Source organism: Paractinoplanes bogorensis (assembly GCF_018829635.1).
Taxonomy (GTDB): Bacteria; Actinomycetota; Actinomycetes; order Mycobacteriales; family Micromonosporaceae; genus Actinoplanes; species Actinoplanes bogorensis.
The window spans coordinates 247,197-272,932 of record NZ_JAHKKG010000001.1 but is presented as its reverse complement, the minus strand read 5'-3'; the positions used below and the strand labels follow the sequence as shown (position 1 = coordinate 272,932).

At 71.4% G+C, this 25,736-nt stretch carries 26 protein-coding genes; 8 read left to right on the top strand and 18 right to left on the bottom strand.

Features of this window, described 5'->3' with window-relative positions; translation table 11 throughout:
* Positions 1 to 4: 4 nt before the first annotated feature.
* Both smc and KOI35_RS01305 read right to left on the bottom strand, forming a co-directional pair.
* Positions 5 to 3,586, bottom strand: a complete 3,582-nt coding sequence (smc, locus tag KOI35_RS01310; protein WP_215784119.1) for a chromosome segregation protein SMC — start codon at positions 3,584 to 3,586, stop codon at positions 5 to 7.
* A gap of 282 nt (positions 3,587 to 3,868) precedes the next feature.
* Positions 3,869 to 4,063 carry a hypothetical protein gene (locus tag KOI35_RS01305; protein WP_127497323.1) on the bottom strand — a complete coding sequence of 65 codons (195 nt, stop codon included), beginning with the start codon at positions 4,061 to 4,063 and terminating at the stop codon, positions 3,869 to 3,871.
* A 566-nt stretch (positions 4,064 to 4,629) separates the two neighbouring features.
* Here KOI35_RS01305 and KOI35_RS01300 point away from each other — a divergent pair.
* From KOI35_RS01300 to KOI35_RS01290, 3 genes are read left to right on the top strand one after another with little or no spacing between them, the layout of a single operon-like run.
* Entirely contained in the window at positions 4,630 to 6,156 is a 1,527-nt protein-coding gene (locus KOI35_RS01300; protein ID WP_215784118.1) for a DUF3492 domain-containing protein, read from the top strand.
* Positions 6,153 to 7,535, top strand: a complete 1,383-nt coding sequence (locus KOI35_RS01295; protein WP_246612349.1) for a hypothetical protein — start codon at positions 6,153 to 6,155, stop codon at positions 7,533 to 7,535. The genes KOI35_RS01300 and KOI35_RS01295 overlap by 4 nt, the downstream gene beginning before the upstream one ends.
* On the top strand, positions 7,532 to 8,104 hold the full coding sequence (locus KOI35_RS01290; protein ID WP_215784117.1) for a spherulation-specific family 4 protein: 573 nt from the start codon (positions 7,532 to 7,534) through the stop codon (positions 8,102 to 8,104). The genes KOI35_RS01295 and KOI35_RS01290 overlap by 4 nt, the downstream gene beginning before the upstream one ends.
* On the opposite strand, the gene mutM is transcribed toward KOI35_RS01290, so the two are convergent.
* The 9 genes from mutM to rsmD form a co-directional block, all read right to left on the bottom strand.
* Entirely contained in the window at positions 8,058 to 8,912 is an 855-nt protein-coding gene (gene mutM / locus KOI35_RS01285; RefSeq protein WP_215784116.1) for a bifunctional DNA-formamidopyrimidine glycosylase/DNA-(apurinic or apyrimidinic site) lyase, read from the bottom strand. The two genes, KOI35_RS01290 and mutM, sit on opposite strands and share 47 nt — an antisense overlap.
* A gap of 15 nt (positions 8,913 to 8,927) precedes the next feature.
* A complete protein-coding gene (locus tag KOI35_RS01280) occupies positions 8,928 to 10,091 on the bottom strand; it encodes a putative hexosyltransferase (RefSeq protein WP_215784115.1) in 1,164 nt (387 codons plus the stop codon).
* Entirely contained in the window at positions 10,088 to 10,849 is a 762-nt protein-coding gene (rnc, locus tag KOI35_RS01275; protein WP_215784114.1) for a ribonuclease III, read from the bottom strand. The genes KOI35_RS01280 and rnc overlap by 4 nt, the downstream gene beginning before the upstream one ends.
* Positions 10,846 to 11,784, bottom strand: a complete 939-nt coding sequence (locus KOI35_RS01270; RefSeq protein ID WP_215784113.1) for a phosphate acyltransferase PlsX — start codon at positions 11,782 to 11,784, stop codon at positions 10,846 to 10,848. The genes rnc and KOI35_RS01270 overlap by 4 nt, the downstream gene beginning before the upstream one ends.
* Before the next feature lie 83 nt (positions 11,785 to 11,867).
* Positions 11,868 to 12,041, bottom strand: coding sequence for a 50S ribosomal protein L32 (gene rpmF / locus KOI35_RS01265; protein ID WP_014694262.1), 174 nt, complete (start codon positions 12,039 to 12,041; stop codon positions 11,868 to 11,870).
* A 5-nt stretch (positions 12,042 to 12,046) separates the two neighbouring features.
* Positions 12,047 to 12,610, bottom strand: coding sequence for a YceD family protein (locus KOI35_RS01260; protein WP_215784112.1), 564 nt, complete (start codon positions 12,608 to 12,610; stop codon positions 12,047 to 12,049).
* A gap of 91 nt (positions 12,611 to 12,701) precedes the next feature.
* Complete coding sequence (locus KOI35_RS01255; protein ID WP_215784111.1) at positions 12,702 to 13,199, bottom strand: hypothetical protein; 498 nt, start codon at positions 13,197 to 13,199, stop codon at positions 12,702 to 12,704.
* A gap of 106 nt (positions 13,200 to 13,305) precedes the next feature.
* On the bottom strand, positions 13,306 to 13,785 hold the full coding sequence (gene coaD, locus KOI35_RS01250; RefSeq protein ID WP_215784110.1) for a pantetheine-phosphate adenylyltransferase: 480 nt from the start codon (positions 13,783 to 13,785) through the stop codon (positions 13,306 to 13,308).
* A complete protein-coding gene (gene rsmD, locus KOI35_RS01245; protein WP_215784109.1) occupies positions 13,782 to 14,345 on the bottom strand; it encodes a 16S rRNA (guanine(966)-N(2))-methyltransferase RsmD in 564 nt (187 codons plus the stop codon). Before rsmD ends, coaD begins: the two co-directional genes overlap by 4 nt.
* 347 nt (positions 14,346 to 14,692) lie before the next feature.
* Here rsmD and KOI35_RS01240 point away from each other — a divergent pair, with 347 nt between their 5' ends.
* Positions 14,693 to 15,826 carry a cell wall anchor protein gene (locus tag KOI35_RS01240; protein WP_215784108.1) on the top strand — a complete coding sequence of 378 codons (1,134 nt, stop codon included), beginning with the start codon at positions 14,693 to 14,695 and terminating at the stop codon, positions 15,824 to 15,826.
* Between the two features lie 93 nt (positions 15,827 to 15,919).
* Here the strand turns inward: KOI35_RS01240 and KOI35_RS01235 are convergent, their stop codons facing one another.
* The 3 genes from KOI35_RS01235 to KOI35_RS01225 form a co-directional block, all read right to left on the bottom strand.
* On the bottom strand, positions 15,920 to 16,264 hold the full coding sequence (locus KOI35_RS01235; protein ID WP_215784107.1) for a DUF952 domain-containing protein: 345 nt from the start codon (positions 16,262 to 16,264) through the stop codon (positions 15,920 to 15,922).
* Positions 16,261 to 18,471, bottom strand: a complete 2,211-nt coding sequence (gene recG / locus KOI35_RS01230) for an ATP-dependent DNA helicase RecG (RefSeq protein ID WP_215784736.1) — start codon at positions 18,469 to 18,471, stop codon at positions 16,261 to 16,263. The genes KOI35_RS01235 and recG overlap by 4 nt, the downstream gene beginning before the upstream one ends.
* A 92-nt stretch (positions 18,472 to 18,563) precedes the next feature.
* The gene (locus KOI35_RS01225) at positions 18,564 to 20,201 is read right to left on the bottom strand and encodes a DAK2 domain-containing protein (RefSeq protein ID WP_215784106.1); all 1,638 of its coding nucleotides are present in this window, start codon (positions 20,199 to 20,201) and stop codon (positions 18,564 to 18,566) included.
* A gap of 314 nt (positions 20,202 to 20,515) precedes the next feature.
* Between KOI35_RS01225 and rpmB the strand changes: the two genes are divergently transcribed.
* On the top strand, positions 20,516 to 20,707 hold the full coding sequence (gene rpmB, locus KOI35_RS01220) for a 50S ribosomal protein L28 (RefSeq protein WP_026207002.1): 192 nt from the start codon (positions 20,516 to 20,518) through the stop codon (positions 20,705 to 20,707).
* Between the two features lie 60 nt (positions 20,708 to 20,767).
* Here the strand turns inward: rpmB and KOI35_RS01215 are convergent, their stop codons facing one another.
* Entirely contained in the window at positions 20,768 to 21,232 is a 465-nt protein-coding gene (locus KOI35_RS01215; protein WP_215784105.1) for a GNAT family N-acetyltransferase, read from the bottom strand.
* Between the two features lie 18 nt (positions 21,233 to 21,250).
* Positions 21,251 to 22,189, bottom strand: a complete 939-nt coding sequence (locus KOI35_RS01210; RefSeq protein WP_215784104.1) for a thiamine-phosphate kinase — start codon at positions 22,187 to 22,189, stop codon at positions 21,251 to 21,253.
* Positions 22,190 to 22,287: 98 nt separating this feature from the next.
* Here KOI35_RS01210 and KOI35_RS01205 point away from each other — a divergent pair, with 98 nt between their 5' ends.
* Entirely contained in the window at positions 22,288 to 22,521 is a 234-nt protein-coding gene (locus tag KOI35_RS01205) for an Lrp/AsnC ligand binding domain-containing protein (RefSeq protein WP_203377580.1), read from the top strand.
* 2 nt (positions 22,522 to 22,523) lie between these two features.
* Positions 22,524 to 23,168 (top strand): DUF3515 family protein, encoded by a 645-nt coding sequence (locus KOI35_RS01200; protein ID WP_215784103.1) that lies wholly within the window; start codon positions 22,524 to 22,526, stop codon positions 23,166 to 23,168.
* Positions 23,169 to 23,329: 161 nt separating this feature from the next.
* On the opposite strand, the gene KOI35_RS01195 is transcribed toward KOI35_RS01200, so the two are convergent.
* Entirely contained in the window at positions 23,330 to 24,424 is a 1,095-nt protein-coding gene (locus KOI35_RS01195; RefSeq protein ID WP_215784102.1) for a D-alanine--D-alanine ligase family protein, read from the bottom strand.
* 107 nt (positions 24,425 to 24,531) lie between these two features.
* Here KOI35_RS01195 and KOI35_RS01190 point away from each other — a divergent pair, with 107 nt between their 5' ends.
* Complete coding sequence (locus KOI35_RS01190; RefSeq protein WP_215784101.1) at positions 24,532 to 25,038, top strand: protein-tyrosine phosphatase family protein; 507 nt, start codon at positions 24,532 to 24,534, stop codon at positions 25,036 to 25,038.
* Positions 25,039 to 25,040: 2 nt separating this feature from the next.
* Here the strand turns inward: KOI35_RS01190 and KOI35_RS01185 are convergent, their stop codons facing one another.
* Positions 25,041 to 25,706: a hypothetical protein gene (locus KOI35_RS01185; protein ID WP_215784100.1), complete on the bottom strand. Its 666-nt coding sequence runs from the start codon at positions 25,704 to 25,706 to the stop codon at positions 25,041 to 25,043.
* Positions 25,707 to 25,736: the final 30 nt, after the last annotated feature.

Below are 25,736 nucleotides of genomic sequence, written 5' to 3'. Positions count from 1 at the left end.
CTCGCTAGTCCTCCGACTCGTGCTTGAGCCGCTGGCTGATCACCTGGGTGACACCGGCACGCATCGTGACGCCGTAGAGGGCGTCCGCGACCTCCATCGTGCGCTTCTGGTGCGTGATGATCAGCAGCTGGCTCTTCTCCCGCAACTGTTCGAAGAGCGTAATCAACCGGCCCAGGTTGACGTCGTCGAGGGCCGCCTCGACCTCGTCCATGATGTAGAAGGGCGAAGGGCGGGCCCGGAAGATCGCGCAGAGCATGGCCACCGCGGTCAGCGACCGCTCGCCACCGGAGAGCAGCGACAGGCGCTTGATCTTCTTGCCGGGCGGGCGGGCCTCGACCTCGACGCCGGTGGTCAGCATGTCTTCCGGATCGGTGAGCACGAGCCGGCCCTCGCCGCCCGGGAACAGCACCTGGAAGACCAGCTCGAACTCGCGGGCGGTGTCTTCGAAAGCGGTGCTGAACACCTCGAGGATCCGGTCGTCGACGTCCTTGACCACGGTGAGCAGGTCTTTGCGGGTGGCCTTGAGGTCTTCGAGCTGGTCGGAGAGGAACTTGAACCGCTCCTCGAGCGCCGCGAACTCCTCGAGCGCGAGCGGGTTGACCTTGCCGAGCAGGGAGAGGTCACGCTCGGCCTTGTTGGCCCGCTTCTCCTGGGTCGGGCGGTGGAACGGCACCGGCTGCGGCTCGGGCTTGCCGTCCTTCTCGGCCAGCGCCACTTCGGCCTGGGTCGGCGGCACCGGCTGCTCCGGGCCGTACTCGGTGATCAGCGTGTCGACGTCGAGCGAGAAGTCCTCGGCCGCCTTGGCCTCGAGCTGCTCGATGCGCAGCCGCTGCTCGGCCCGGGCCACCTCGTCGCGGTGCACCTCGCTGGTCAGGCGCTCCAGCTCGGACACGAGCCGCTTGGCCCCGGCCCGCACCTCCTGCAGCTCGGCCTCGCGCAGGGTGCGGGCCTGGGCCAGTTCGTCACGCACCTCGATCGCGGCGGCCAGCGACGTCTGCACGCGGGCCAGCGCGGCGGCGGCACCCAGCGCGACCGCCTTGGCGATCTCGGCGCCGCGGGCCCGGGCGGCCCGGCGCGCGGCCGCCCGCTCGCGGGCCTGCCGTTCGGCGTTGGCCTGGCGCAGCAGCGAGTCGGCCCGGCCGGCGATCGAGGCGACCCGTTCCTCGGCCGTGCGGACGGCGAGCCGGACCTCCATCTCGTTCTGCCGGGACTGCGGCACCAGCGCGGCCAGCCGGTCACGCTCGTCGGTGGACGGTTCCTCGTCGATCGGGGTCGCCTCGGCCAGCGCCAGGCGTTCCTCGAGCTCGGCCACCCGCATCAGGTCGGCCTCGCGGGCCGACTCGGCCTTCTGCCGGGCCGCGCCCAGCCGCTCGGTCTCGGCCTTGGCCGACCGGGCGGCGGCACCCAGCTCGGCGAGCCGGCGGGCGGCGGCGTTGCGCTCACCCTCGGCCGCCCGCTTGGCCGCGGCCGCGACGTCGACGGCCTGCTTGTGCCGGGTGACCTCGGCCCGCGCGTCGCCGAGCTGCTGCTTGAGCAGGCCGATCGATTCCTCGGCGGTGTTCCGGTTGGCGTGGGCCTCGTCGACCGCGGCCTGCACCTCGAGATAGCTGGTCGCCTTGCCGGAACCACCGGCGGCCGCGTACGCCCCCAGGACGTCCCCGTCCGGCGTCACCGCCCGCAGCTCGGAGTTGGCGCTGATCAGCGCGACGGCGGCGGTGTGGTCGGGCACCAGGACCACGTCGCGCAGCGCCCGGTTGAGGGCGGGGCGCAGGTTTTCCGGGCAGCCGATCACGTCGGGCGCCCACACCGCGCCCGCGGGCAGGGCCGGGCGCAGCGCGTCGAGCGAGCCTTGCATGCCGGGACCGGCCGGCGAGGCGACGACCAGCGCGGCCCGCCCGGCGTCGGCGATCTTGAGCGTGCGCATCGCCTCGACGGCTTCGTCCACTCCGGAGAGCGCGACGGCGTCGGCCAGCGAGCCCAGCGCGGCGGCCAGGGCGGCCTCGTGTCCGGGCTGGACGGTGAGCACCGAGGCCAGGCTGCCGAGCAGGCCGGGCACCTCGCCCGCTTTGGCCAGCAGCGCGCCCGCGCCGTCCTTGCGCTTGAGGCCGAGGGCGAGGGCCTCCTCGCGGGCCTTCCAGCTCGCCGCGTCCTTCTCGGCGGCGCGCTCGGCGTCGGAGAGTTCCTTGACCACGGCGGCGGCCCGGTCGTGGGCGTCGACCGCCTCGGCGTGCCGCTCGTCGAGCTCGACGTTGCCCCGGTCGGCCTCGGACGACTCGGCGGCGACCGCGTCCACCTCGGCCTGGGCCGTCTCGGCGCGCATCATCGCGTCGGTGTGGGCCGCGGCCAGGCGCTCGATCTCGTCGGTGGCGCCCTCGGTGCGGGCCCGGGCCGCGTTCACGTTGCCGACCAGCTTGGCCAGGCCCTCGCGCCGGTCGGCGATGGCCTTGGCCGCCGTCCGCAGCGCGCCCTCGGCCCCGGCCAGCTGGCGTTCCAGGTCCTGCCGGTGCTCGATCGCCTCGGCCAGGCGCATCTGGTCGTCGGTGAGCGCCTCGCGCAGTTCCTCCTCCTGCTCGCGCACCCGCTCCGACTCGGCGACCAGCTGCTCGGGGTCGCGGCCGGGCCGTTCCTCCTCGGGCGTGGCCGCGAGGTGCCGCAGCCGCTCGGTGGCCAGCTGCTCGGTCGAGCGGAAACGCTCCTGCAGGGCGGACAGCTTGTACCAGACGTCCTGCGCCGCCTGGAGCATCGGAGCGTCTTCGGCGTGCGCGAACTCGAGGTCGGCCAGATGCCGCTGGACCTCGCGGTTTTCGTCCTCGACCTGGCCGCGGCGCTCACGCATCGCCGACTCGTCGGCGATCTCCTTGTCCAGTGTGGTGCGCAGGGTGTGCAGGTCATCGGCGAGCAGCCGCAGCCGGGCGTCGCGCAGGTCGCTCTGGATGCCGGCCGCGCGCCGGGCCACCTCGGCCTGCTTGCCGAGCGGCTTGAGCTGGCGCCGCAGCTCGGCCGTGAGGTCGGTGAGCCGGTTGAGGTTCACCTGCATGGCGTCCAGCTTGCGGATCGCCTTTTCCTTGCGCTTGCGGTGCTTGAGAACGCCGGCGGCCTCTTCGATGAAGGCGCGGCGGTCCTCGGGCTTGGCGTGCAGCATCGCGTCGAGCCGGCCCTGGCCGACGATGATGTGCATCTCGCGGCCGATGCCGGAGTCGCTCAGCAGTTCCTGGATGTCGAGCAGCCGGCACTGGTTGCCGTTGATCTCGTACTCGCTGGCGCCGTCGCGGAACATCCGGCGGGTGATCGACACCTCGGTGTACTCGATCGGCAGCGCGCCGTCGTTGTTGTCGATCGTGAGCGTCACCTCGGCTCGGCCCAGCGGGGCCCGCCCGGACGTGCCGGCGAAGATGACGTCTTCCATCTTGCCGCCGCGCAGTGCCTTGGCGCCCTGCTCGCCGAGAACCCAGGCGATGGCGTCGACGACGTTGGACTTGCCGGAGCCGTTGGGGCCCACCACACAGGTGATGCCCGGCTCCAGCCGCAGCGTCGTAGCGGAGGCGAAGGACTTGAAGCCCTTGACCGTCAGGCTCTTGAGGTGCACGGATCTCCGAGGGTCGGTCGTGTTCTGCTTCGGCGCAGATTACCCCCGGCAAGCGTCAGTGGCCGTACCCAACGCTCCGAGCCCGCGATAAACCGGACAAAAGGGTGCACTCTGTCACTCGGGGGTCGCAACGAGTCACGCTCGGTGAGGTGGCCGGCGGCGGGCAAAAAGATGCGCGCCGCCACTGGGTGGAGGCGCGCGTTTTCAAGATGCGTCTTTGGTGCGAGGGGGGAACTGTGGCCGCCACGCTCAGGGGTGCGAGGCTGCGACGGCCGGTGGAGCTCAGGTCAGCGCGGGCTCGGTCAGGCGCGCGAAATCGTCGGCCTCGGCGGCAGCCGCAGCCAGGCGATCATTCTCCGCCCGAAGACGGGTGACCTCGAACTCCAGGGCCTGCACCCTGGAACGCAGACGGGTGACCTCGTCGAGCAGACGCCGATCGGGCGCCGCACCTACGTGGCCAAAGAGGGCCTTCGCCATGGTGACTACTCCTTGAGAAGCACTGCTTCTTCTTATGGAAAGCGTTGGTGGAGAGGCCGACCAACGCGCGCGCAGGACGCACCGGTTGCACTCAAGGGCACGCTTGAGCACAGAATCATGCACCCTGGAAGGTGTTTCGTGAGGTGCAGATCGCTCACGCTCGAACTGGAAACGGGCGCGAGTGGGCGCGACTGGCGACTTCTCCATAGTGCGCCGTCGTCCAGAACCCGTCAAGCGCTGCGGGGGCGTCCGGACGCGGGGAAGCAGTGAATCATGCCACCCGATCGGCCGTCATCAGGCCAAACAGCCTCTTGACAGGCCTCGCGTTCCCCTTTCCCCACCCATCACAAGATCCAAAACGGGCACGAAGGTTGGCATGCCCGTTCGGTCAATGCTGATCTTGACGGTTGCCGGCGCCCGGCGCGACCCCTTTTTCGGTCGGCCGTCGCCGCCTTGAATCGGACCTTTGTTACAAAAGGGGCGGCAAATCGGGTAAAAAGCGCGTAATTGTGTCGCCTACCCGACACGCGGTCGAGCGCACGGCACGCTGTTTCGTTGCCTCCATCGTGAATCCGACCCCGCCACGTGAGCGCATCTGTCTGCTCACCGGCGGCGGGTACCCGTACCGGCGGGATGCGCTCAGCGGATGGTGCCGCACCCTCGTCGAGGGGCTGCGACGCTTCCGGTTCGAGTTGCTGACCGTCACGGACCGGGAACCCCCGCCCGCTCCCGCCTACCCGCTGCCCCTGAACGTCGGCTCGGCCCGCGCCGTCGCCGTCGGCCGGGACGTCCGGCGACCCGAGAGCCGCGGCGAGAACCGGGCCGAGCGCCGGGCCGCCGCCGAGCGGGCCAAGGCCGCGGCCGCGCTGGTCTGCCGGGGGCTGATCGGCGAGGCCGAGAACGCCGGGGAGATCTTCGCGGACGGGTTGCGGCGGCTCGCCGACAATCCCGCCGTCCTACCCGGGCTGCCGCTGGCCGACGCGCTGCTCGACGGCTGGCGCACCGGCCACACCGCGGACGGTGAGCTGCCGCTGCCCCGGCTCAGCCTGCGCGACGCCCGGACCGCGGCCACGCTGCTGCGGCACGCGCTGGGCGCGCTCAGCGTCGACGTGCCCGAATGCGACCTCGTGCACTGCGTCGGCGGCACCACCCCGCTGCTCTCGGCGCTCGCCGGGCGCTGGCGGCAGGACGTCCCGCTGCTGCTCACCGAGGCCCGGACCCCGGTCGCCCGGCACAAGCCGCACGAGGAGCGCCTGTCGCCGGCCGTACGCACGGTGCTGCGACGGTTCCGCGGGGCGGTCGCCCGCACCGGGTACGCCGAGGCCGGCCTGATCGCGCCGCTCAGCGCCTACCACCACAGCTGGGCCCTGCGGCACGGCGCCCAGGCGGCCAAGCTCGTGCAGGTGCCGGCCGGGGTCGACCCGTCGGAGTATCCGGGCGCGCCCGAGCTCAAGAGTGACCCGGCCGTGGTGTGGGCCGGTTCGGGCGGACCCGACAGCGGCCTGTCCCCGCTGCTGGCCGCGTTCCAGCAGATCGCGTCGGCCGTGCCCGGGACCGTGCTGCACCTGGTCGGCGTCACCGCCACCCACGAGGACTACTGCGCCGAGCAGATCGAGCGCACCGGCCTGGGCCGGGCCGTCCGGCTGCACCCGCTGCCGGCCGATCCGCGCGACCGCTACACCGCCGGCCACGTGGTCGCGCATGTGCCCGGACCCGCCGACCCGCCGTACCGGCTGATCGAGGCGATGATGTCGGGCCGCGCGGTGGTCGGCGTCGACGTGGGCCCGGCCGCCGAGACGCTCGGCGACGCCGGCGTGCTGGTGCAGGCGGGCGACCCGGCCGAGCTGGCCATGGCCGTGGTCGAGCTGCTGCGGGCACCGGCCCGGCGGCGCGCGCTGGGCGAGGCGGCCCGGCGCCGGGCGCTGACCCACTTCACCAACGACCGGGTGGTCCGCGTCTACGGCGCGCTCTACGCCGATCTCGCGGCGCCACCCCCGCCGCCCGCGTTCGAGCTGGCCCTCGCGGTGCCGGCCCCGCGGTCCGAGCCCCCGGTCACCCTGCGCTGGCTGGTCAGTGAAAGGCAGGACGGATGACGATCACGCCCGGACGATCGCGTACGGCTTCCCGGCGTACGCGTCGTGGCACTCCCGCCGCCACCACCCCGCGGCACTCGCCGCCGCCGCGCTCCAGGAGACCGCCCGCCATCAGCCTCATCGAGGCGCCGGCGGTCGAGGTCGTCGCCCCGCCGGTCGTCGCCGAGCGCAGCGACACCGATCTGCGCCGCCACACGGCCCGCTCGCACCGCGCCCGCACCAGCCGCTCCTATCTGACCGCGGCCCTGCTGCGCTGCGCCCTCTATCTGGGCCCGCTGAGCGTCGCCGCGGCCGCCGCCGAACCGCTGGCCCGGGTCGCCTGGCCGGTGCCCCTGGTCACGCTTCTGCTCGGCTGGGCCGCGGCGCAGGCGCTCACCAGCACCGGCGTCTCGCTGGCGCGGCGGGCCGGCACAACCGCGGCCGCCCGCCACGTCGGGCTGGGTTTCGCCGTGGTCGCCGGGGTGTGGTGCGCGCTGGTCTGGGTCGCTCCGGCGAGCCTGGTCGGTCCCGATCGCGGGCTGGCCCTGGTGGTCGGGCTGGGTGGGCTGGGCACGCTCGCCACCGTCACCGCGGCCCTGGTCACCCGGGCCGAGGCGGCGATCGTGCTGTGGAGCCTGCCCGCCTGGGTGCTGGCCGCGATCACGCTGGCCGAGATCCAGCCGGTCGGCACGCTGCTGCCCGCGGCGATCGTGGTCGCGCTGGTCCGGGCGTTCCAGCCGGTCGTGGTGGCCGGGCGGCGCGGCCGGCGGCCCCGGCTGACCCCGGCCGAGGTCCGGCGGGGCGGGGGCTATCTGGTGATCGGCGCGTCCCAGGCGATCTGTGTCGGACTGGTCTGGCAGGCCGGGCCGTCCGGCTCGACCGCACCCTTCTGGCTGCCGCTGCTGCTGGCCGTGCCCATCCTCGAGGCGCTGATCGGCTGGCACACCCGGCAGGTGGAGTCGGGCCTCGACGCGGCCGAGAGCGGCGCCGCCTACCACCGGCACGTCCGCAGCGTCACGATGATCACGCTGGCCGGGCTGGTGCCGCCGTTCGCCGTGGGTGTCGCCCTCGCGCTGGCCGCGTACCGGCTGCCCGCCGGCCTGCCCGGTTTCGCCGACACCCAGTCCGGAGTGCTCGGCCTGGCCGGGGGCACGTTGCTGGGTGGGGTGTTCGCCATCACCTATCTGCTGGCGGCGCGCGGGCGTACGGGAATCGCGGCCACTCTCGCCGCCGCCCCACCGCTGACCGCGGCCGCCCTCCCGTTCCTGCCCCTGCCCTCGTCCGGTCCCCTGCCGGACGCGGTCGCCGTCCTCGCCGCCACCCACCTGGCCGGCCTGCTCGTGGTGGCCCTCATCGCCGATACCGACCAGACCCTCGACGACTCCAGGAGAACATCGTGAAGACCCTGTTCCCCCCGTACGCCCACCCGTCGCCCGAACTGCCGCTGGACGGCGACACCTGGATCGTCCGCGACCAGCCGGGCGACCGGCGCACCCTGCACCAGTCGCTCGGCCGCATCGACCTCGACTGGGGCAGCCGATCGCTGGCCGACGTGCTGGCCGATGTGGACGCCTGGCGCGAGGACGGGGCCGAGGGGCTCTTCCTGGACCGGGCGCCGGCCGGCTCGGGGGGCGTGGGCCCGGTCGCGCTGACCATCCGGCTGGCCGCCCGCCGGGGCCTGCACCGGGTGGTGCTCAACCCGGGCGTGCCGACCCATCCGCTCTACCGGGACCTGGGCGTGCGCATCTGCACGTTCGAGGGGCCGTGGGAGGCGTACCAGAGCTGGGACGGCGACGGTGTGCGCCCGGGCGACGGGCACATCGTGCACGGCGTGCCGGCCGCCCTGCTCACCGCCGCCCGCCGCCTGATGGGCCGGCGCGGGGCCGGGTTCGGGCTGGCCACCGACGCCGGGCCGAGGAGCCTTAATGCCGGATCGTTCGCGGGCGGGGCTGGCAGCGCGGACAACTGAACGAGGAGCGGTTCATGAACTGCTCGCGCCGCATGATCGAGCCGCACCGGTGGCAGGGCTGGCCCTCGCGCCCGTAGGCGTTGAGCGACCGGTCGAAGTAGCCGCTCTCCCCGTTCACGTTCACGTAGAGCTCGTCGAAGCTGGTGCCGCCGGCCACGATCGCCTCGCCCAGCACATCACGGACGTGGGCGAGGAGACGGCGTACGGCGGGACGGGTCAATTGATCGGTGAGCCGCGCGCCGTGCAGCTGAGCCCGCCACAGAGCCTCGTCGGCATAGATGTTGCCGACGCCCGAGATGAGCGTCTGGTCGAGCAGGGCCCGCTTGACCTCGGTGTGCTTGGCCCGCAGCCGGGCCACGAACAGCTCGTCGTCGAAGAGCGGGTCCATCGGGTCGCGGGCGATGTGCGCGATCTCATCGGGCAGTTCGGCGCCACCGTCCGACACGGACAGCCCGCCGAACGTGCGCTGGTCGACGAAGCGCAGCTGCGGCCCGCCGTCGGTGAACGTGAACCGGATCCGCAGGTGCTTCTCGTCTTCGGCGTCGGCCGGTTGCATCAGCAACTGACCACTCATGCCGAGGTGCCCGATGATCGCGTCGCCCGAACTGAGCGGGAACCACAGGTATTTGCCGCGCCGGGACACGTCGGTGATCGTCTGGCCGTTCAGCAGGGCGATGAAATGGGCGTCGCCGGTCACGTGCCGGCGGATCGCGCGCGGGTGGTGCACCTCGACGGTCGCGATGGTGCGGCCGACGACCCATTTGGCCAGGCCCTGCCGCACGGTTTCGACCTCGGGCAGTTCAGGCACCGCGACCCTCCCTGGTCAGAGTGTGTACGGCCAGACGGTGACCAGATAGGCGCCGTACCAGAGGCCGAAGGCGCCCCACGCGGTGATCGCGAGCGCGGCGACCCGGGGACGGGCCCGGCCGGCGGCGATCGCGGCGGGGAGCAGAGTCAACAGTACGGGGACGAGCAGACGCGGCTTCGAGTGGTAGAACCCGGCCTGGCCGTAGACCAGCACCATGGCGATCACCCCGTAGACGGCCAGCGGCAACCAGGGGCGCTGGGCCAGCGCAACCCCGGCCGCGGCCAGGGCGGCCAGCAGGATGAAGGCGACGCTGATCGGCACCCAGCCGTCGCCGGTGCTCAGGGTCGAGCCGAGGAAGGTGAGCGTGCTCGACCCGAAGTCGAAGGCGGTGCCCCAGCCGGCGGCCTGGATGCGGAACCACGCGGTCGGGTCGCCGACCCGCCAGCCCACCCAGAGCAGGAACAACGGCACGCCGGCGAGCGCGACCGCCGCCGCGGTCAGGGGCTGCCACATCTTCTCGCGTGACTCGCGGACCGCCAGCAGGGCGGCCACGGCCAGGGCGACCGCCGCGGCGGCCCCGGTCGGGCGGGTCAGCGCGGCCAGCACACCGAGCAGCCCGGCCGCCCACCACACCCGCCGATGGGCCGCGACCAGCATCCCGGCGACCAGAGCGAGGAAGATCCCCTCCGAGTAGGCCATCGAGAAGACGATCGAGACCGGCGCCGTGCAGCAGATGGCGACCAGCGCCCACCCGGTCCGCTTGCCGTAGAGCGAGGTGCCCAGCAGGTGCAGCGCGACGGCGGCCCCGATCGCGGCCAGCCAGCTGACCACCAGCGCGGCCGTGCTCGCCGGGATGCCGAGGAAGGACACCAACCGGATCAGCATCGGATAGACCGGAAAGAAGGCGAGTTCGTTGCCCTCCATCCGGCCCGCCGCGTCGAACGTATAGCCGTGCGGATAGCCGTTCACGGCCACCCGCAGGAACCACCCGGCGTCCCAGACCAGCAGGCGGTCCCGGACGCCGACCGGGTCGTCATCGGCCGCGTCGAGCCAGGCCAGGATGATCAGTTGCGCGACCCGGGTCAGCGCGAAGATCCCGACCGCGGCCCCGACGCCGCGCAGCCCGCCCGCGAGGTCCCACAGCCGGTTTCGCTGCGTCTTCTCGTCGGTCAGGCTCACTCGTCGCTCTTGTCCTCGGGCTTGTCCAGCACGGCGCCGTCGGGCTCGCTGGTGCGCTCGGTGAGGATGCGCCAGGCGGCCGCGGCGGCCCGCTGCTCGGCCTGCTTCTTGCTGCGCCCCTCGGAACCGCCGTACCGCTCGCCGGCCACCACCACCCAGGCGGTGAACGTCTTGGCGTGATCGGGGCCGGAGTCCTCGATCACGTAGTCGGGCACGCCCAGGCCGAGCGCGGCCGTGAGCTCCTGCAGGCTGGTCTTCCAGTCGAGCGCGGCACCCCGGCCGGCCGACTCGGCCATCAGCGGGTCGAACAGCCGGTGGATCACCTCGCCGGCCACATCCAGCCCGTGCTCCAGATAGATCGCGCCGAGCAGCGCCTCGAGCGTGTCGGCCAGGATGCTCGCCTTGTCGCGGCCCCCGGTCGTCTCCTCGCCCTTGCCGAGCAGCAGGTGCCGGCCCAGTCCCTGCTCGCCCAGCCCGCGGGCCACGTCGGCCAGCGCGTGCATGTTGACCACGCTGGCCCGCAGCTTGGCCAGCTGTCCCTCGGGCAGGTCGGGGTGGTTGTGGAAGAGCGCCGAGGTGATCACCACGCCGAGCACCGAGTCGCCGAGGAACTCCAGGCGCTCGTTGGTGGGCAGGCCACCGTTCTCGTACGCGTACGAGCGGTGGGTCAGCGCGCGCTCGAGCAGATCGGGCTCGAGGGGAACGCCGAATGCCTCCTCCAGGGGCAGGGTCGGCGGCCGGCGACGCTTGTCCATCATGAGGCACCTCGTTGTGTTTCGATCATTTCGGCCATCGCCGCGACCGCGGCCTGGCGGTGGAGCTGGGCGGCGAAGGCGATGCCGGCCGCGAGATCCGGGCCGGTCGCGGCGCCGTGACAGACGACCACGGTGCCCTCGACCCCGAGCAGCAGGGCGGCCCGGGGCGGGGTGTCGGCATGCGGAGGACCGATTTCCGCGTACGCGGTCTCGAGCCCTTTGAGCAGGACATTGCCGGTGAAGCCGTCGGTCACGACGACGTCGGCGACCGTGCCGGTGACCACGTCGTTGCCCTCGACCAGACCCACATAGCGGCCGCCGCCGGGCAGGTCGAGCCCGGACAGCAGGGGTGGCAGGGCACGGCGGAGGCGATCGCCCTTGCCGCGCTCGGTGCCGATGGTCAGCAGCCCGATGCGGGGCTCGGTCACGCCGTGCACGACCGACGCGTACGCCGAGCCCAGGCGGGCGTGCATGGCGACGGTCTCCTCGTCGGGGTCGACCGAGGAGCCCACGTCGAGCAGGACGAGCCGCCCGGCCCGGGTGGGCAGCACGGCAGCGAGCGGCGGACGGCGGACGCCCGGGCGGCGGCCGAGACCGAGCGCGGCCGAGGTGACCGTGGCGCCGGTGTTGCCGGCCGACAGCACCGCGTCGGCGTTGCCCTGGGCCACCGCCAGCACGGCCGAGCGCACGCCGGACTCGACCCAGCTGTCGACCGGGTCTCCGGGAGCTATCGGGAGCGTGCTGATCCGGGCGTGGTCACCGGGTGGGAGGGCACGCAGAAGCTCGCCGGCCGCTTCGAGCGGGCCGACGAGTAACAGGTGAAGGGCCGGGTCGGCCTGGCAGGCACGCAGAGCGCCGTCAACCACGACGGCGGGAGCATGGTCCCCGCCGAGGAGGTCGACGGCGATCCGCGCGGTGCCCGGCTGCCCGACAGACATCTGTCCGGAAGCCGGGGCACCGATCGATCGCCGATGCGCAGGAGCGGCCCGCCCGACGACGGGGCGAGTCACTTAAGCGCGGCTCAGACCTCGAGGACCTGACGGCCGTTGTAGGTGCCACAGACCGAGCAGGCGGTGTGCGGCAGCTTCGGCGACTTGCACTGGGGGCAGGCCACGGTGGAAACCGCGGTCGCCTTCCAGTTCGCCCGGCGAGACCGGGTGTTGCTGCGCGACATCTTGCGCTTGGGGACGGCCACGGTTCCTACTCCTCAGTCTGTGACAGGTTACGCAAAGCGGCCCAGCGGGGATCGATCTCCTCGTGGCTGTGACCAGCCGGAAGGTCATCGAAATGCACCCCGCACTCGGGGCACAGGCCTGGGCAATCCGGCCGGCAGAGCGGGTTGGTCGGCAGCGTCAGCACCACCGCGTCCCGCAACGCCGGTTCCAGGTCGAACAGGTCGCCCTGCATCCGGCCCACCTCGTCCTCGTCGGTCGTCTCCTCGGTGGTGCTGTCCGCATACGCGAACAACTCCGCGATCTTGACGTCGAAGGACTCCTGGATCTCGTTGAGGCAGCGTCCGCACTCGCCGGTGAGCGAGCCGTGGACCCTGCCGCTGACATAGACCCCCTCGGAGACCGACGTGAGCGTCAGATCGAGCTCGACGTCCGACCCCTCGGGGACCGAGATCATTTCCAGACCGAGGTTGACCGGTGCCGGGATCACCCGTTTCAGGGCACGCGTCGCGCCAGGCTGCCGCGGAAGCTTCGTCGTGTCGACGACCAGCGGTTGCCTGGGGTCCAGGTGGCTCTGTGGTGACTTGGGCATAGTGTTTCCTCAGCCATGGGTAGGCCGACAGGAAAGGTTACCTGAGCTGCCGCCCTACCGTCGAATCTGGGGGTGGTCACCCCCGACCCTTCTAGAACGGCAGCGGGCGCTCGCTGTCTTCCCCCTGGAAGGTGCCGATCTCGCGCAGCGCGTGCATCTTGTCGCGGCCACGCTCTATCGACGCCAAGGCCCTGGTCAGGAACTGTTCGAAGTTGGCCAGCGCGGTGTCGACGTAGTCGTCGACCTCTTCGCGCAGGCGCTGGGCCTCGGTGCGGGCCTCGGCGACGATCCGGGCGCCTTCGTGCTCGGACGAGACGGTGATCTCGTTGACCGACACCAGCCGGGCGTGTTCCGTCTCACCCTCGCTGATGATCCGGTCGGCCTCGCGGCGGCCGGCCTCGATGATCCGGTCGCGCTCGTCCAGCACGGCGGCGGCCTTGCGCAGCTCGGACGGCAGCTCGGAGCGCAGCTCGTCGAGGCGCTCGATCATCTCGCCGCGGTCGAACATGAAGTTGGTCCGCGACATGGGCACGGAGCGCGATTCCTGAACGAGCTCGATGATCTCGTCGATACGGTCGAGCGGATCCACGGGTCCTCACTACTCCCTGTTATCTACCCCATGCAGCGTGATGTGCGATCACGTTACTGCGTCGCCGCCGGGCCCGTTTCCGGCGCGCCGAGGCACCGGCGTACGGCTAGTTCTGCTTCAGACGGGTGACCAGGCGCTCGCCGACGAAGTCGGGAACGTACGACGAGGCGTCGCCACCCCACTTCACGACGTCCTTCACGAGGCTCGACGAGAGGAAAGAGTAGAGCGGGTTGGTCGGCATGAAGAGGGTCTCCACGCCGGACAACCCGATGTTCATCTGCGCCATCTGCAACTCGTAGTCGAAGTCGCTGACCGCCCGCAGCCCCTTGATCACCACGGCCGCGCCCTGATCCCGGCAGAAGTCGACGAGCAGTCCGTGAAAGGAGGCGACCCGGACGTTCTCGTACGCGGCGGTCGCCTCGCCGAGCATCTCGATCCGTTCCTCGATCGTGAAGAGGCCGGTCTTCGACTGGTTGATCAGGACCCCGATGATCACCTCGTCGAACAGCCGGGAGGCCCGGGCGACGATGTCGAGGTGACCGTTGGTGACCGGGTCGAAGGAGCCGGGACACACCGCTCGTCTCATGATCGGCGACCGTACCAAAGCGTCGTCTCGCCGTACTTGCGACTGCGGTCGGCAGTGATGCCGTCCACCCAGCTCACCGCACCGCCGCGAGTGGCCCGCTCGAGCACCACCACCGCGTCCGCGGTCAGCCAGCCGAAGTCCAGCAGCGACTGCTGCACCTCGACCAGCTCGGCGTCGGTCACCGCGTACGGCGGGTCGGCGAACACCACGTCGTAGGGGCCCCCGTCCGGCGGGCCGGCCACGACCTGGGCGACCTTGCCGGTCACGAGCCGGGCCGCGCTGCCGGCCTTGAGCGCCACGATGTTGTCGCGGATCGTCCGGGCCGCGCGGCCGTCCGATTCGACCAGAAGAGTGTGACTTGCCCCGCGGGACAACGCCTCCAGCCCGACCGCCCCCGAACCCGCGTAAAAGTCCGCGAACCGGACTCCTGACAGGTCGGTCATCGACTCGAGGGCGCTGAAGAACGCCTCGCGGACGCGGTCCGATGTGGGCCGGGTCGTTCCACCGGCCGGAGCGGACAGTCGCCGCCCGCCGTGCGCGCCGGCGATGATCCTGGTCATGGGGCCTCGCGGGGTTCAGCGGTGAACACGACTCGAAGCTACTTCACCACTTACGCACCGCAACCGCGGAGTGAACAATTCCGCACCCGCCCACCACTCAGGGCATCGACTCCGATCCGTTCGGTAAATGGAAAATCACAGATCTACAACAAGAGCCTTAGGCGGCTCTGAGGGATTTCCCAGATTCCCGTAAGTCGTTATGGTCAGGCGCTGTTGCCGACGTCTCCACCGACCGTCGGCAGACGACGCGGGGAGGCGTTGTCGCAGGCCATCGCCCCTTGACCGCCGGTGATCGGCCCGCCGCTTCTCTGCGCCAGTACCCCTGATTTCCCCAGACAGGAGTAGGCGTGAACCTGCTGAAGTCCAAGCTGCGGCGCTTTACCGCCGTAGCCGCCGGAACGCTCATCGGTCTGTCCGGTGTCGCGTTCTTCGCCTCCCCCGCGAGCGCGCACAGCAGCTCGGTCCAGGGCAGCGCGACGTGTGACACGACCACCGGCGAGTGGGTCGTCACGTGGACCGTCGACACCGACAACGGCAACACCGAGGGCGCGGACAGCTACCGCTTCCTCAAGGTCGAGTCGTGGCCGACCCCGGTCGAGGGCATCGTCCACACCCCGGACGACGCCGATCCCGTCTTCCCGCACAAGAGCAACGAGCCGCTCGTCGGCACCCAGCGTGTGGCCGGCGACGCCCGCGGCGCCAAGCTCGAGATCCAGGTCAAGTGGAGCGACGACTGGATCGAGTACGACCACCGCAAGGGCTTCGTCAAGTTCCACGGCACCTGTGGCAAGGACGAGTCGCCGAAGCCGGACGCCTCGCTCGCGTCGTCCTGTGAGGGCGTCACCGTCACCCTGACGAACGGCAAGGACGCCACCGCCGACGCCGTGTTCACGATCAAGGGCTCGAAGGACTTCGAGAAGAAGGTCACCGTCAAGGCGGGCGACGAGCCGGTCAAGGTCGACGTTCCGGCCGAGAACGCCGAGAAGATCGTCGTCACCGAGGGCCGCTCCGAGAAGCCGGTGCTCGAGGGCAAGTGGGAGCAGCCCGCGGACTGCACCCCGCCGAGCGAGTTCGAGGCCGGTCTCGAGGTCACCTGTGACTCGCTGATCTTCTCGATCGACAACACCAAGGGCACCGAGACGGTCACCGCCACCTTCAAGCCGAACAAGGGCGAGGCGAAGACCCTCGAGGTCAAGGCCGGGGCGACCGGCACCGCCGAGTTCAAGGGCGAGAAGGGCCTGGTCATCGACGGCTCCATCAACGGCGAGGAATACGAGCCGGTGAAGTGGGACGACGAGGAGAAGCCCGAGGACTGCAACGCGACCCCGACCCCCACCCCGTCGACCCCCGGTGAGGGTGGTGGCCTGCCGGTCACCGGTGCCGCCGCCGGTGGCATCGCGGGTGGCGCGGCTGCGCTGCTGGCCGTCGGCGCCGTGCTCTTCATGCTGGCCCGTCGCCGCAAGGTGAAGTTCACCGCCTGATAGGCATCACGTAGAAAGGCCCGCTGACTCCGGTCAGCGGGCCTTTTCGTTGTCTTGCCTGTTCGGTGCCTTGCTTGTTGGGTGCCCGGCTCGTCAGAGGTCCGTCGGTGGGGCGAACGAGCCGTCGGGCTGCGGCCGGTATTCGTGCACGCTCGCCACGGCGTCCAGCGGAAGTGCCGCGTACAGGTGGGGGAATGGGCTTTTGTCGGGGAGCGGCGGGTCACCCTGCTCCCAGGTGATCGGGACCGGCAGGCGGGATTCGTCGATCACCAGGAGGAGAAGGTCGTCGCGGCCGTGAAAGAGGGCGGTGGCCGGTATGTGCGCCTGATGTTCGGTCGAGCAGTGGATGAAGCCCTGGGTGGCGAGCGTGTCGCCCTCGTAGACGCCGGCCGTCTGAGCCGCCGCCCACGTGGCCCGGGGCACGATGTGCAGGATCATCCCTTCTCCAAATACTCGGCGCGTTCCTCGTCGACCAGCGCCGCCACCGAAGCGGCCAGCGCCGGATACTTCTTCAGCTGCGGATCCTCCGCGATCAGCTCGGACGCCTCGGCCCGGGCCTCGGTGATCATCTTGGCGTCGCGCAGCAGCGACAGCAGCCGCAGGTGGGAGTGCTTGCCCGACTGGGAGGCGCCCAGCACGTCACCCTCGCGGCGCTGCTCCAGGTCGATCTCGCTGAGCTTGAAGCCGTCGGTGGTGGACTCGACGGCGGCCAGCCGTTCGCGGGCCGGGGTGCCCTCGGGCGACTCGGTGACCAGCAGGCAGATGCCCGGCGCCGAACCCCGGCCGACCCGGCCCCGCAACTGGTGCAGCTGCGAGACCCCGAACCGGTCGGCGTCCATGATGACCATGACCGTCGAGTTGGGGACGTCGACGCCGACCTCGATCACCGTGGTGGCCACGAGCACGTCGACGTCGCCGGCGGCGAACCGCCGCATGATCGAGTCTTTCTCGTCGGCCGGCAGCTTGCCGTGCAGCACCTCGATGCGCAGGCCGTGCAGCGGGCCCTCGGCCAGGATCGGCGCCACCTCGGTGACCGCGAGCGGAGGCCGGCGGGCAGGCTCGTTGTCGCTCGGCGGTTCCTCTTCCTCCTCGTTGCCGCCGTCGCCGATGCGCGGGCAGACCACGTACGCCTGATGGCCCTTCTGTACCTCTTCGCGCAACCGCCGCCAGGCCCGGTCGAGGAAGGCGGGCTTCTCGGGCGGCACGACGTGCGACGCGATCGGCGAGCGGCCCCGCGGGAGCTGCGACAACACGGAGGTCTCGAGATCGCCGTAGACGGTCATGGCGACCGTACGGGGAATGGGGGTGGCCGTCATGACCAGAACGTGGGGCGGGGTCGCCGCCTTGGCCCGCAGGGCATCCCGCTGTTCGACGCCGAACCGGTGCTGCTCGTCGACCACGACCAGGCCCAGGTCTTGGAAGTCGACGCCCTCGTACAGCAGCGCGTGCGTTCCGACGACGATGCCCGCCGTGCCGTCGGCCACCTTGGCCAGCGCGGCCCGGCGCGCGGCGGCCCCTAGCGAACCGGTCACCAGGGTGAGCTGGGTGCCGGCCGGGTCGCCGTCGATCTCGCCGGCCCGGCCCAGCGCGCCGAGCTGGGCGCCGATGCCGCGGTAGTGCTGGGTGGCGAGCACCTCGGTCGGGGCGAGCAGCGCGGCCTGACCCCCGGCGTCGACGACCTGCAGCATCGCGCGCACCGAGACGAGCGTCTTGCCCGAGCCGACCTCGCCCTGCAGCAGCCGGTGCATCGGATGGTTGCGGGCCAGATCGGCGGCGATCTCCTCGCCGACCTCGGCCTGGCCCTCGGTGAGCTGGTAAGGCAGCCCGGCGTCGAACTTGGCCAGGATGCCGTCCTCCCGGCGCGGCCGCGACCGGCCCGGCGCCTCGGCCGCCCGGGCCCGGCGCTGCGCCAGGGTGAGCTGCACGGCGAAGGCCTCGTCCCACTTGAGGCGCTTCTTGGCGTTCTCGAGCGAGCCCCGGGAACTGGGCCGATGGATCTCGCGCAGCGCGTGCCCGATGCCGACCAGGTCACGGTTGGCGCGCACCGCGGCCGGCAGCGGATCGGGCGGCGGCTGGAACGTCTCGAGCAGCGTGCGGACGCAGCGCGCGATCGTCCACGACGGCACGGCCTGCGCGGCCGGATAGACCGGGATCAGGGCGCCGGCGAACTCCTCGATCTCCTCGGCCGCCTCCTCGTCGGTCGCCGTCTCGCTGATCAACTGGTAGGCGGGGTTGTTGAGCTGGCGCTTGCCCCGGAAGTCGCTTACCTTGCCGGCGAACAGCCCCCACCGGCCGCGCCGGAGCTCGCGCTCACGCCACGCCTGACTGAAGAAGGTGCAGCTGAGCGTGGCCCCCGAACCGTCGCCGATGACCACCTCGAGCATGTTGCCGCGGCGCTGACGCATCGGTCGTACGGTCGTCGACACGACCTGGGCCAGCAGGGTGACCTGCTCGCCGATCTGCAGGCCGGACATGTCGGCCTGTTCGCCGCGCTCGTCGTGACGGCGCGGGAAGTGATAGATCAGGTCGCCCGCGGTGTGCAGATCGAGGTGGGTGGCCAGGGCCTTGGCCTCGTTCTTCTTGAGCACCTCGGTCAGGGGCGTCTCGGTCGTGGCCGGCTTCTTTCCGGTGCCGGGCTCGGTCATTTTCCCGGTGCCGGGCTCGGTCATTTTCCCGGTGCCGGGCTCGGTCATTTTCCCGGTGTCGGGCTCGGTCATTCTCTCGGTGTCGGGCTCGGTCATTCCACTCCAACCAGCAGGTGGTAGCGGGGTTGTCCGCCGGTGTAGCACTGCACCTCAACGAACGGCCAGGTGCGGGCGGCGTGGGCGCGCAGCGTCGCCTCGAGCCCGGGCGCGGCGTCGGCGCCGAGCACCAGGGTGACCAGTTCGCCGCCACCGCCGAGCAGCCGGTCGAGCAGGCGGGTGCTGACATCGGCCAGGTCGGCGCCGATCACGTGCACCTCGCCGTCGACCAGCCCGAGCAGGTCGCCCTCGCGGCACGGGCCGGCAACGGTGAGCGAATCGCGCTGGGCGGTGCACACCTCGCCGTAGCGGCAGGCACCGGCCGCCTCGGCCATGGCGATCACGTCGTCGGCGAAGAGACGGCCCGGATCCCGTACGGCCAGGGCGGCCAGCGCCTGCACGGGCGAACGGGTGGGCACGACGCTGACCCGGCGCCGGCCGGACGACTCGGCCTCACGAGCCGCCGAGACGGCCACGGCGTGGGTGTTGGCGTCGTTGGGCAGCAGCACGACGCAGCGGGCGCCGGACCGCTCGACGGCCGCGAGCATCTCGCCGGTCGACGGGTTGCGGCCCACCACGGTGGCGCCCTCGGCCTCGAAGAGCGCGGTCAGCCCGTCGCCCGCGGCCACCACGACGGCGCCCCGGCCGATGGGATCGCGCCGCTCGGGGACGTGGCTGCTGTGCTCGAGGGGCGTGACCGAGATGCGGTGGGGGCGACCGGCCACCACGCCCGCCTCGACGGCCGGGCCGATGCCGCTGGCCGGGACGTGGACGTGCACGTTCCAGGTGGCGACGCCGGGGTCGCCGGTGCCGACCACGACCAGCGAGTCGCCCAGGGCGGCCAGCTCGCGCCGGAGCCGATCCACGGCCCCGGCCTGGGCGTCGAGCAGATATTGCACCTCGAAGCCGTACTCTTTCGGGTCGGCATCTTTCGGGTCGGCCCCTGTCGTGTCGGCCCCTGTCGTGTCGGCCCCTTTCATGTCGGCCCCGGCGGCCGGGGTCAGCGCCGTCTTGTCCGCGCCGACCGGGGTCAGCGCCTCGACCAAGGCCTCGAGCAGCACGACCAGTCCGCGCCCTCCGGCGTCGACCACGCCGGCCCGGGCCAGGGCGGGCAACTGCTGCGGCGTGCGCGCGAGCGCCTCGGCCGCAGCCAGAGCGGCCGCCCGCGCCACGGCCACCAGATCGTCGGACTTGAGGCGCCCCGCCGCATCGGCCGCGGCCGCCACCACGGAGAGAACCGTGCCCTCGACCGGCTTGGCCACCGCGGCATAGGCCGCCTCGGTCGCCGAGCGCAGCGCCCGAGCCAGCTCGCCCCCGCGCACGGCGACCGACGTGGTCAGGCTGTCGGCCATCCCCCGCAGGATCTGCGACACGATCACGCCCGAGTTGCCCCGCGCGCCGAGCAGGGCGCCCCGGGCCATCCGGCGCAAAGCACTGCCGGGCTCGACGGTCTGCTCGGCCGACTCGAGCGCCTCGTGGGCCGATGTGAGGGTGAGCACAAGGTTGGTGCCGGTGTCGCCGTCGGGCACCGGATAGACGTTCAGCTCGTCGATCTCACGCTGATGGGCGCGAAGAGCCGTCAGCCCCCCACCGCACCAGCGGCGGACGGCAGCGGCGTCCAGCGTCTCGAGCACGCGAAAATCGTACTAACGTCCTCTGACAACTTCTCGCCTGAGCTTCCGAGACCGCCCGCGCCTGTGGATAAACACCCCGCCTGTGGACAACGCAGAACCCAGAACCGGCTCACCTCTTTAGGGTGGGGGTCCCCCTAGGCGGGCGGGTTGGGGGTGGTGGCCGGGCGGGTTGGGGTGGTGGCCGGGCGGTCTACGGGGGTGATCCCCGGGGGCGATTGGCTGTTCGGGGCAAGCGTCGGGTAAGCTCGCCGGGTTGCCTGCGCGGTCGTATTCGCCGGGCGCCTTCAAGTTTCGTTCTGACTCAGGAGTTACCCGTGGCTAGCGTGTGCGACGTCTGTGGCAAGGGACCGGGCTTCGGCCACAACGTGTCCCACTCGCACCGGCGGACCAACCGCCGCTGGAACCCGAACATCCAGTCGGTGCGCACCCCGGCCGGTGGCGGTACGACCAAGAAGCTCAAGGTCTGCACCTCGTGCATCAAGGCCGGCAAGGTCGTCCGCGCCTAGTTCTCGGCTTTCACAATCAGCCCTTCGGCCATCGCGGCCGGAGGGCTGATTGTCGTTGACCTACAGATTCTTCGCGTACGACAACACGCTGTCGTGCCCGGCGTAGTAGCCGAAGTCATCGATCCGCTCGTATCCGGCCGAGATGTAGAGCGCCACGGCCTCCGGCTGCTTGTCGCCGGTCTCGAGGATCACCCGGCGGCACCCGGCCTCGCGGGCCGACTGCTCGATCGCGGCCAGCATGCGCCGGGCCAGGCCGCGCCCGCGCATCTCCCGGGCCGTGAACATGCGTTTCAGTTCGGCGTCGTCGCCGTGGCGGCGCCAGCCCGCGCAGCCGACGAGGCGTTCGCCGTCGTCGGCCACGAAGAAGGCGCCGCGGGGCGCGTCGAAGTCGTCCTCGGCGATGGGCGTGTCGTCGCCGGTGCCGCCGTAGCGCTCGGACAGTTCGCCGAGCACGTCGACGAGCAGCGCGCGGACGGCCGGCTCGGCGAAATCGGCCGGCCTGATCTTGATCTCGGGATAGTGCACGGGACCGAGCCTAATTAGCTATTTGAAGTGGTCCCATCCGGCCGGGCCGCTCCACGCGCGGCCGTCGACCGTCAGGCCGGTGCCCTCGTGCACCTTGCCGATCTCGCGCCAGCCGTCGGGCAGTGTCGTCCCGGGCGGGAAGGTGGCCGCCAGGGCGTGATCGTCGCCACCGCCGAGGATCCACTGGTACGGGTCCACGCCCAGCGCCGCCGCGGCGTCCCGCATCTGGTCGGACACCTCGAACGCGTCGGTGCGGATGTCCACGCCGACCACACTGGCGGCGGCGATGTGACCGAGATCCTGCAGCAGCCCGTCGGACACGTCGATCATCGCCGTGGCGCCCGCGTCGGCGGCGGCCGGACCCGCCGCGTACGGAACCGAAGGCCGCCGGTACGCCTCGACCAGCGCCTTGGGCGTACGGAAACCTCGGGAGAGCACGGTGTATCCGGCCGCGGCGTGCCCGATGCGCCCGGCCAGCGCGACCACGTCGCCCGGTTCGGCCCCGCTGCGCAGCACCGGTTTACGGCCGCCCAGATCGCCCAGGGCGGTCACCGCGACGGTGAGGGTGGGGCTGGCCGACGTGTCACCGCCGACGACCGAGGCGCCGACCAGAGCGGCCTCGTCGGCCAGTCCGCCCGCGAGTTCCTCGGCCCAGGCCAGTTCGAGGTCGGCCGGCGCGCACAAGCCGACCAGCAGCGCCGTCGGGGTCGCGCCCATGGCGGCTATGTCGGCCAGGTTGGCCGCGGCCGCCCGGTGGCCCACGTCGGCCCCGGACGACCAGTCCCGGCGGAAGTGCCGGCCCTCGACCAGCACGTCGGTCGAGGCGACGACCCGCTTGTCGGGGGCGGCGACGATGGCGCTGTCGTCGCCCGGTCCGAGCAGCGTGGTCGGATAGTTCTCGAGCTTGGCGACGACCCGGGCGATGAGCCCGAACTCTCCGGCCTCGGCAATGCTCACGGTGTGCGGCCTTTCGTCCTGGTGGCGTCCCGCTGTCGAGCGGATCCGTACGGTAGTTTCACGTTCGGGTTACGGCGGAGGCGGAATGGAGTCGGAGCGTGGTACAGGCATACATCCTGATCCAAACCGAGGTCGGAAGGGCCCATGACGTGGCCGCGGCGATCGGCAAAATCCCTGGTGTGGTGCGCGTCGACGCGGTCACCGGGCCCTATGACGTGGTCGTGCTGGCCGAGTCGCACACGGTCGACGACCTCGGCGGGCTGATTGTGAGCAAAGTCCAGTATGTTCCGGGCATCATGCGGACACTTACCTGCTCCGTGGTAAACCTCTGACCATGGTCGACGTGGAGACTCCCCCGGCGAATGCCAAGAAACCGGACCCGGCGACGCGCAAAGCGGCTCTCTGGGCCACTCTGATCGCCGTCCCGGTCGCCGTGGTCGTGGGTCTCGTCGCCTTCTGGCAGATTCAGCCGCACACCGACGGCGAGACCTCGGCCGCGCCCTCCGCCTCCGCGCCGGTCGCCGTGCCGTCCACCGCGGTGCAGATCGCGGCTCCGAAACTCGACGCCCGCACCACCCAGGTGTGCCTCGCCGTCACCTCGCAACTGCCGACCGTGCTCCGCGGTCTGCCCGGCCGCACGGTCACCGCCGGTCCGGAGCAGAACGCGGCCTGGGGCGAGCCGCCGATCACCCTGTCGTGCGGCGTCCAGCAGCCCACGATGTGCGAGCGGATCGGTGGCGGCCACGACGGCTGCGTGCCGCTGGACGCCACGATGCTGGCGATGGACGGGGTCTGCTGGTGGGCCGCCGACGGCCCGGCCACCGACGTGTTCACCACGATGGACCGTGAGGTCGCCGTGCAGGTGAGCGTGCCCGGTAGCTACAACCAGACCGGCCAGTGGGCCAACGAGTTCTCCGAGCCGGTGGTCAAGACGGTGAAGTCGACCACCAAGGGTGTCCCCAGCGGCTGCAAAGGTTAGGGCGCGTCTGGCGGATCACGCGGGCCTGCGCCGAGGCCCAGGCGGCGCCTGACGGCAGCCACAGAACGGCCGAATCCAACACCGGGATGCGACCGCCCTGCGGCCGACGTCAGCCACCACCTGGACCGCACCACAGACTCGCGTGATCCGCCAGACGCGCCCTAGTGCAGGCCGGTCCCCCGGCGCAGCGCCGTCCGGATGAGACGGTCGACCACCTTGGGGTATTCCAGGCCGGTGGCCGCCCACATCTGCGGGAACATCGAGGTCGGCGTCATGCCCGGCATCGTGTTGATCTCGTTGAGATAGATCTGGTGGTCGGCCGTGACGAAGAAGTCGACCCGGGCCAGGCCGGCGCAGTCGAGCGCGGTGAAGGTGCGCCGTGCGTACTCCTGGACCTGACGGGTGACCTCGTCGGGCAGGTCGGCCGGGATGTCGGAGCGGCCGCCGTCGAGATATTTGGTCTCGAAGTCGTACCAGTCGCCGTCGGCGACGTGGATCTCGGCCAGCAGCGACGCCTCGGGCGCTCCGCCGGCCTCGCCCTCGAGCACGCCGCACTCGATCTCCCGGCCCACGACGGCCGCCTCGACGAGCACCTTGGGGTCGATCCGGCGGGCGGTGGCGACGGCGTCGTCGAGTTCGGCCCAGTCGGTGACCCGGGTGATGCCGTGCGACGAGCCGGCCCGCGACGGCTTCACGAAGACCGGCAGGCCCAGGCGCTCCTTGTCGGCCTCGCTGAGCGAGACACCGGCCCGGAGCACCGCGTACGGACCCACCGGGATGCCCTCGACCGCGGCCAGCTTCTTGGTGAACTCCTTGTCCATGCCCGCGGCCGAGGCGAAGACGTTGGCCCCCACATAGGGCAGTCCGGCCATCTCAAGCAGACCCTGGATGGTGCCGTCCTCGCCGTACGCCCCGTGGAGCACCGGGAACACGACGTCGACCCCGGTCAGCGACGAGATGCCCTCGGCCGGGTCGCGGACGATCAGGTCGGTCGAGGTCGGGTCGGCCGCCAGCACGATCGCGTTGCCGCTGGCCGCCGTGATCTCGGGCAGCGTGCGGCCGGCGATGGCGAGGGTGGCCGGGTCGACGCCCGCGAGCACCCAGCGGCCCTCGCGCGTGATGCCCACCGGAAGCACCTCGTACTCGTCCGGGTCGAGCGCGGCCAGAATGCTGCCGGCGCTCACGCACGAGATCGCGTGCTCGGAGCTGCGACCGCCGAAGACGATCGCGACGCGGGTTTTCCGAGGGGTCGTCACTTTCTTTGGGCCTCTCAGTAGCGGGCGTGCCGGGGGTGACCCTACTCTGCGTTAGCCACTCGCGGGATCACCCGGTTACCAGGCCGGGACAGGGGAACGGGCAGTTCATGAGAGCAGCACTCCATGTGATCGCCGGGCCGGGGCCCGGGCAGTTGGCGACGATCGCGCACCCGCGCGCCGACGCCTGGCCGGCCGAGCAGCTCGGCGCCTTCGCCCGTGCCGGGGTCGACATCCTCGTCTCGGCTCTGACCACAGCCGAACAGCACCGGCTCGGCTTCGGCGACACGGCCACGGCGGCCGCGGCGTACGGGCTGCAGTTCGTCTCGTTCCCGGTGCCCGACGGCGGTATCCCCCGGGACGAGGCCGTGCAGGTGGTGACGCTCGCCGGCCAGCTGGCCGGTCAGGTGCGGGCGGGCCGGTTCGTGGTGACCCAGTGTTTCGGCGGAATAGGGCGTTCGACGCTGCTGGCCTGCACGACGCTGGTGCTGCTGGGGATCGCGCCGGGTGAGGCGCTGGCCCGGGTCACCGGCGGCACCGAGATGCCGGTGACCCAGGATTGGCTGTACGACTTCGTCGCGTCCCACCCGTCACGGCGGCTCGCCGATACGGCCTGACTTCAGCCCGCCGTACGTTTGACCGCCACGTCCCGCATCACCCGATGCGTCGCGATCACGGCGGCTACGGTCGCGGCCGCGGTCAGCGTCAGCGCGACGGCCATGGGCAGGTTCTGGGTGAGCGTGCCCCGCTCGTCGATCCGGATCAGCCCGTCGGCCACGGCCACCGGGATCGCACCCGGGACGATGAGCGGTACCGCGATCAGCGGCCGGAACCGGTAGAACCCAGCCGCGATCAGCACGCCCGACGCCATGTAGGCGACCGAGGCCGGGAACACGTGCAGGTATTCGGCCGCCGCGTCGCCGAACCGGAACACCGGATAGCCGTCGCCCTGCTGGTCGAGCAGGGCGAGCACGGTGCTCTCGACGGCGTGCCCGAGAACGACCACGGCCGGAGCCACCAGCACCACGCCGGCGCTGAACACGGCCAGCCCGCGCAGGAACTCGAGCCGGGTGAAGCCGTTGGTGACGAAGAACCGGAAATGCATCGTGATCAGCATGATGCCGGCCACCAGCGGCCAGTACTTGGCCATCGCGCCCACGATCACCAGCCAGAAGCTGAACGGGATCGGGTTGACCGTCAGGATCCCGCTCACCGCCACGACCTCGACCGTCACCATGATGACGAAGATCCAGATGATGATCGGCCGGAAGATCTTGAGCAACATACCGCTGACGCTCATCGTGTGGCCTCCAGA